6 protein-coding genes and 1 pseudogene are annotated in these 7,040 nt (G+C 63.3%); 2 read left to right on the top strand and 5 right to left on the bottom strand.

Annotated features, from left to right (window positions below; all coding sequences use genetic code 11):
- Positions 1 to 161: 161 nt before the first annotated feature.
- Together GY937_23685 and GY937_23680 are read left to right on the top strand one after the other, a co-directional pair.
- Positions 162 to 959, top strand: a complete 798-nt coding sequence (locus GY937_23685; GenBank protein ID MCP5059716.1) for a crotonase/enoyl-CoA hydratase family protein — start codon at positions 162 to 164, stop codon at positions 957 to 959.
- A gap of 61 nt (positions 960 to 1,020) precedes the next feature.
- A complete protein-coding gene (locus GY937_23680) occupies positions 1,021 to 1,707 on the top strand; it encodes a PilZ domain-containing protein (GenBank protein ID MCP5059715.1) in 687 nt (228 codons plus the stop codon).
- Positions 1,708 to 1,713: 6 nt separating this feature from the next.
- Here the strand turns inward: GY937_23680 and GY937_23675 are convergent, their stop codons facing one another.
- From GY937_23675 to GY937_23655, 5 genes and pseudogenes are all read right to left on the bottom strand, one after another.
- Positions 1,714 to 2,844 (bottom strand): acyl-CoA/acyl-ACP dehydrogenase, encoded by a 1,131-nt coding sequence (locus tag GY937_23675; GenBank protein ID MCP5059714.1) that lies wholly within the window; start codon positions 2,842 to 2,844, stop codon positions 1,714 to 1,716.
- A gap of 26 nt (positions 2,845 to 2,870) precedes the next feature.
- Positions 2,871 to 4,028, bottom strand: coding sequence for a thiolase domain-containing protein (locus GY937_23670; GenBank protein MCP5059713.1), 1,158 nt, complete (start codon positions 4,026 to 4,028; stop codon positions 2,871 to 2,873).
- A gap of 3 nt (positions 4,029 to 4,031) precedes the next feature.
- Positions 4,032 to 5,084, bottom strand: a complete 1,053-nt coding sequence (locus GY937_23665) for a lipid-transfer protein (protein ID MCP5059712.1) — start codon at positions 5,082 to 5,084, stop codon at positions 4,032 to 4,034.
- A pseudogene (locus GY937_23660) lies at positions 5,084 to 6,039 on the bottom strand (DNA-binding protein). Before GY937_23660 ends, GY937_23665 begins: the two are co-directional and overlap by 1 nt.
- Positions 6,036 to 6,683 (bottom strand): TetR/AcrR family transcriptional regulator, encoded by a 648-nt coding sequence (locus GY937_23655; protein ID MCP5059711.1) that lies wholly within the window; start codon positions 6,681 to 6,683, stop codon positions 6,036 to 6,038. The pseudogene GY937_23660 and the gene GY937_23655 overlap by 4 nt, the downstream one beginning before the upstream one ends.
- Positions 6,684 to 7,040 lie beyond the last annotated feature (357 nt).

Raw genomic sequence — 7,040 nt, 5'->3', positions numbered from 1 at the left:
GTGATGAGTTACGTGGACGGACACAACGATGATCCCACTCCCTTCGTCTGGTCCAAGACAGCAGAAGAGATCATCGAAAAGGTTGGCAGAGCCAGGCGCGCGCTGGATAATGCCCCAACAGCGTGAATCACATCACTAGCGCGCAACTGAAGGAGCCCTGCATGCCCGCCGTTCTCGTCGAGAAGGATGACCACGTCCTCACCGTGACGCTGAATCGCCCCGAGAAACGGAACGCCGTCAATTGCGAGGTGATGTGTCGCTTGTACGACGCATGGGTGCAGCTCGACCAGGACGACGACCTGCGCGTCGCGATCCTCACGGGTACGGGCAACACGTTCTGTGCCGGAATGGACCTGGGCGAGATCGGAATTCTTCGAACGGGCAAACCCAATAGCGAATGGATGGAGCGGGTCATGAAGGAAGGCGCCGTGATCTATGGCGCCTGGCTCAAGACCTACCGCCCCAAGAAGCCGATCATCCTGGCAGCGGAAGGCTTCGCGCGGGCCGGCGGAACCGAGATCCTCCAGGGCACGGATATTCGCGTCGCTGGCGAGGACGCGATGTTCGGCGTCACCGAAGTGCAGCGCGGCCTGTTTCCGATGGCCGGATCCGTAGTGCGCCTCCGCCGCCAGATCCCCTATGCGATCGCTGCAGAAATGTTGATCGCCGGCGAAGATCTACCTGCGAAGCGCGCCTACGAACTGGGCTTGATCAACCACGTGGTTCCGAACGGCCAGGCACTTGCCAAGGCCCGGGAGATCGCAGCGCGCATCGCCGCCAATGGCCCGCTCGCGGTGAAGGCGATCGTCGCCACCCTCCGCGAAACCGAGACCCTGCCGGAGGACGAGGCCTTCGTCATCGAGCAGAAGTATGGCATGCAAGCGATGAGCTCCGAGGATGCAGCCGAAGGGCCCCGGGCCTTCCTCGAAAAGCGGCCACCGGTCTTCAAGGGGCGCTGACAACGCCTGGCGGGGACCCCCTCAACCTTGGCCGCCGATATCCGATACACAATCGATGGGAATGGGAACTCGAGTCCTCCCGCCGGCTCCGGACCAGGAGCGACGACGAGTAACGATCGCTGTGGATGCACCCAACCGGGCTTTTGCGCCGGGCGTACAGGCCGCACTCAAGCGTCTCGGCTACAACCTTGTTTCCGAGCGCGAGCCCAGCGGCCAGGAAGAGGCCCAAGATCTCCCGGCACCGCAGCTTCTCATCATCGACGAACGGCGGATCGCCGACATGAGCCACCCTTCGACCCGACTGCCCGTGATCCTGCTGACAGGCGCGCAGGGAGACGCAGCACTTCGAGGGAGCAAGTTGGACGATCTTGCGATCGGCATCGTGCGAAGGCGCGCGCGCCTGGTACCGCTCTACGAATTGCTACAGACGACCTTCGAGAGCCAGCCGCGCAGCGTGCCGCGAGTCGAGGATGCGCTACCGGCCCGAGCCACACGGGACGGCGTGAGCTGGCCCGGCGCCATCCGCTCGATTTCTGAAAAGGGGTGTCTGCTCCAGAGTTCGGAAGTGCTGGAGGACGACCAGCCCGTCGAGCTTTGCTTTCCGTTGGCGAACCAGGGCCTGGTTCACATCCTGGCCATGGCGAGCTACCAGGCGGGTGACCGCACGGGCCTGGTATTCGACGAGACCATCTCCGAAGAGACGCGACGCGCTCTCTCGGAATACGTGACGGATCGCCTGGCCAACTAGCCTTCGCTACGCACCGAGGTATCCGGCCAACCTCGTGCGATGTACCCCAGCATCGCCTAGCAACACGTCATCTGACGTCGCACGCTTGTAGTAGAGGTGAGCATCGTGCTCCCAGGTGAATCCGATGCCGCCATGGATCTGGATGTTCTCCCGAGCGGCATGCTGGAACGCATCGGCACAGGTCGCCTTGGCCAGGGAGGCCGCCAGGAAAAGTTCGTCGCGATCCTCATCTGCAACCCACCAGGCCCAATAGGCAGCAGAGCGAGCCATCTCGAGATCCAGCAACACCTCGGCCGCCTTGTGTTTCACGGCCTGGAAGCTTCCGATCGGCCGACCGAACTGCATGCGGACCTTTGCGTATTCGACCGCTTGATCCAGGCAGCGGGCCGCACCTCCTACCATCTCGGCGGTTTGAGCGATCGCTGCCTGGGCAAGAACTCTTGCGAGAGGCTCGTTCGCCTCTCCCGGCTCGCCGAGCGCCTTGGCGCCCACGGCATCCAACTCGATCCGCGCCAGACGCCGCGTCGTGTCGAGGGATTCCTCGGGGGTTCGCTTCAAGCCTCCATCTGCGGAGTCGATCAGGCAGAGAGTCAGGCCATTCGCACCTTGGCTCCCGGGAAGCCGCGCCGCAACGATGAAGAGATCGGCCACATCCCCGGCCAGAACCAACTCCTTCGTTCCCGTGAGCCGGAAGCCATCGCCGTCGGGGGTCGCCTCGAGTTCGATCGCGAGGGGATCCCAACCACCTCCTGACTCCACGAGGGCCAGCGTTGCGATGCGCTCACCAGACGCGAGGCCTGGCAACAGAGCGGCCTGCTGCTCCCGGGTTCCCGCGTTCGAGATTGCGGCGGTTGCCAGCACGCTGCTCGCAAAGAAGGGCGACGGCAGAAGGACCCGGCCCATCTCCTCGAGAACGATGCCGAGCTCGAGGAAGCCGAAACCCTGCCCGCCATGCCGCTCGGGCAGATGGATTCCCTGGAGCCCGAGCTCTCCGGCCATCTGCTTCCACAGCGTCCGGTCGAACCCCTCCGGGCTCTCCGCCATCCGCCGGACCTCGATCGCCGACGCCTTTTCCTCGAAGAAACGCCGAAGCATCTCCCGGAACTCGTCCTGTTCTTCCGAAAACGCGAAGTCCATCCCGCGGAGCGTCCCCTCTACTGCGACTAGGGTTTCTGGTCGCCGACGATCCAGGTGGAAAAATACTGGGAGCCGCCGCCGTAGGCGTGACCGAGGGCCTTGCGAGCTCCGTCGATCTGGTGATCGCCAGCCATTCCGCGTACCTGGAGGGCGGCTTCGGCGAAGCGGATCATGCCGGAGGCACCGATCGGATTCGAGGAGAGCACGCCACCCGACATGTTGATGGGAAGATCGCCGTCCATGGCGGTCGCACCTTCGTAGGTCATCTTCCAACCCTCGTTGATGGGTGCGAAGAGCATGCCCTCCATCCACATCGGCTCGAACCAGCTGAAGGGCACGTAGATCTCTGCGCAGTCGATCTCCTCCCGCGGGTTCTGGATGCCGGCCTTCTTGTAGAGTGCCGCGGCGTTGTCCAGGCTGGCGCGAGGCATCACCTGATCGCGACCGGAGAACATGGTGGGCTCACTGCGCATTTCCGTGGCATGAACCCAGGCCACCGGCTTCGCGCTCTGGGACGCGATCGACTCCTTGGCCATCACCATGGCGCAGGCGCCATCCGAGGACGGACAGGTTTCGAGGTAGCGAATCGGATCCCATAGCATGGGTGATTCCGCAACCATCTCGAAGCTGATGTCTTCGAGCTGCAGATGCGCCAGCGGATTCTTCAATGCGTTCTGCCGATCCTTCACGGCAACGCGAATGCCCGTATCCTCTGGTGCGCCGGAGCGTCGGATGTAGCCACGGACGAGAGGCGCGAAGTAGCCTCCAGCGCCAGCCACCGTTGCGACCGAGAAGGGCATCGAGATCGTGAGCGCCCAGGTCGCATTCGATTCGGATTGCTTCTCGAAGGCGACGGTGAGCACCCGATCGTGCACCCCGGATTGAACCAGGCTTGCGGCCACGATCGCCGTAGATCCACCCACGCTGCCCGCGGTATGAACCCGCAGCATGGGCTTGTAGGCGCCACCGATCGCGTCGTTCAGGAACAGCTCGGGCATCATCACGCCCTCGAACATGTCCGGGGCCTTCCCTATCACGACGGCATCGATATCGGCCCAGGTGCAGCCCGAGTCTTCGAGCGCGCGCTCGGCGGCCTCGCGCAACAACCCGGGCATCGAGAGTTCCTGCCGCTTGGCCGCATACTGCGTCTGACCGACGCCAATGACTCCGCATAACTCTGCCATGGTTCAGCCCTCCAGCACGCAGACGAGATTCTGTTGCAAACAAGGCCCGGAAGTCGCGTGGGCCACGGCGCGGTCGGCGGTTCCGTCCCAGACCCGCCGCGCCGCCTCTCCGATACGCGAGAGACCGACCGCCATGATCGGGTTGCCAGCGAGGGCCCCGCCGGACGGATTCACGCTCGTCTCGCTGCCCAGCCCGAGCGCCCGTTCGACGAGGATCTCCTGGTGCGTGAAAGGCGCCGAGAGCTCCGCCACATCGACTTTGCCGGAACTCACGCCAGCCTTCTCCGCAGCGATCTCCGTGCTGCGCGATCGCTTCAGATCTCGCACGCCGAGATCCTGGGGCTCGCAGATGTGCTCGATGCCACGAATCCACGCGGGGCGCTTGCAGAGTTCTTTCGCGCGCTCACTCGACGCGAGCAGGATCGCTGACGCGCCGTCGGAGATGGGCGCGCAATCGTGTTTGCGCAGCGGTGAGACCAGATACGGATCGGCCAGGATCTGATCGATACTGAAATCCCCCTTCAGCTGGGCATGGGGATTCTGCATGGCGTTCGCCCTGTCGCGCACAGCGACCTCGGCCATGTCCCGTTCGCTGACGACGCCCTCTTCGAGTAGCAGGCGTGCCTGCAATGCCGCGATGCTCACGGCGTCGGGCCAGAGTGGCATCACGGAATAGGGATCGAGCTGGAGCGCCATGGTGAGCGGCAGATCGCCCATCGAGGGTTTTCCGAAGCCGTAGACGAGAGCCAGCTCTGCATAGCCCATCTGGATCTTCACCCAGGCTTCGTAGAGGGCCCAGGCGCCGTCCATCTCCACATGGCTCTCGCAGACCGGCGGCCAGGCTCCCACCGCGTCGAGCCCACTCACGAAGGCGAAGGATTGACCCGCCAGATAGTCGCTCGATCCGGAGCAGACGAAATCCACATCCTCGTTCGTGATGCCCGCGTTCGTGCGCAGCTCATGAATCACCGGAATCAGGATCTCGACTTCATTTCGATCGGGCTCGCGACGCTTCGAATGCGCCTGGCTGAAAGCGACGACTGCAACATCACGCATCAGATGTGCTCCTTGTAGCTATCGTACGGCGCGTCCGGCTCGTCCATCGGAACGAAATAGAGGATGTTGCCGACGGAGGTTTCCCACTCCTCTTTGGGCTTCCACTTGGCCTGGAGGCGCATGCCCATATGCACGTCATCGAGTTCGCACTCGCCCAGCACGTGCATCATCACCGTATCCGCGCCGTCCAAGAGCACCTGAATCGTCACATAGGGAAGCTCGAGCGGGATATTCGCCGACGGAACACGAACGATCGAGTAGGTGACCAACGTTCCGACATCCGGCAGTTCGACACTTCCTTCCTCGGCCATGGGTACGCCGTGCTGCGGGCAGCAGCCGCGGGTCGGGAAGTAGACGCGCCCGTCGACGGGGCAGCGCTGTCCGAGCAGTTTCCCCTGCTCGAGGCCCCGCAAGAAGCGCGACGCGGATTGGCCCGCGGTGTATTGGAACTCGAGCTCGATGGGGAGGCGGAGGACCTCGATCGGCTCGCTGGTTTCTTCGCTCATCTCGCTTCCTCCGGAACGAACGTGACGTCCGTGATGGCGCCCGTCGCCTCATCGGCCCACGCCGCCGTGACGCGCATTCCCGTCTTCATGGCATTTTCGTCGTCCGCGTCGACGACGTGCAGAAACGGGGTATCCGCACCGTCGAGTTGGATCAGCGCATAGGCGAAGGGGTGATCCTTGGGCTGCTGCTTCCGCGGCTTCGAGACCCATGCCCAGCTCTTCACGACTCCGCCCGGACCTACAGGGACGAGCTCGTCCATTGCAGCAGCCGTATCCGGATCGTATTCCTTGGGCGGTACAATCACGGTTCCGTCGGCGCGCTTCGCACCGAGGAGTTGCCGATCCCGAATCCCCGTAAAGAACCGACCAAGGACCGGACCTAGCGAACGCTTGTAGCTGTACTCGAGCTTGTGGGTGGTGGTGAGGGATGATTCATGACTCGAACTCATGCGGAGCCTCCAAGCATCAGGTCGATGGCCTGACTCATTCGGTCAGCGACGGTGTCGGCGTCATGCAGGCCGCTGGACCATCCGAGCAGCGCTGCAAACCAGACGTGATTCAGGATCAGGGCGATGGATTGTTCACGAGCGCTGCCAATCGATTCATCCAACGGCAACGAACTGTCCGGCACCTCTCCTCGGAGGGCGGCGATGATCATCCGCCCGATACGGAGGTGGAAACCGGCTTGTTGGGTGGCCGTCGCTTGATCGGAAGCAGCGATCGCCCGGAGCACGGCGCGGGCGAAATCCGGCCGACGGGTGAACGTGCCCGTGGCTCGTGCGAAGAAATCCGAGACCCGCACGGCGGGTGTATCGCCTCGCGGAGGCTCTTCCACCATCAAACGCTCGAGCCCCTCGTTTCCTTCGTTCACCGCGTAGAGAAGGATGGCTTCCTTGCTCGGGAAATACTTGTAGAGGGTGCCGAGCGCGACACCGGATGTCTCGGCCACATCCCTCAAGCGAACGGCGTCGAAGCCTCCCTGCTCCGCCAGGCCGACCGCCGCATCGACGATGGCACGAATGCGACGCAGCTGGCTCGCGGCCAGGCCGGTGGCGAGGGAACCGGGCTCGGCTGCATCCGGGAGGGGGCTCACGATCTAAATTAGAACACGTTTCATTTCGGTTGTCCACTCGAAAACCATAGTAAAAACAAATAGTTAGCAACTGGATCCATGAGCTGGCGCGATCACATCGTCCCCGGCCGAGCGGCGGAGGACCGATCTGGCGCCCCCCGAGCAGAGCCAATAGGGGGCTGTACGCCAACGAGCCGCTACGCACGACAGCCCAAAGACGACCCGTGCGACAAGGGCAGGCCTCGGTGAACACCTCAAAACCGGCCATACGTGAACGTCTGAAAAGCGGCCATAGGGAGCCGCCCAAGACAGGTGTGGTGTGATTAGCCCTTTGTGGGTGTGTTTTTCAAGGTGGCCTTCTCTCGGGATCGCCAGCTC

The sequence above is a fragment of the bacterium genome, assembly GCA_024228115.1.
Classification (GTDB): domain Bacteria; phylum Myxococcota_A; class UBA9160; order UBA9160; family UBA6930.
The sequence above is the reverse complement of the archived record's forward strand: the minus strand, read 5'-3'. Positions and strand labels throughout refer to the sequence as shown.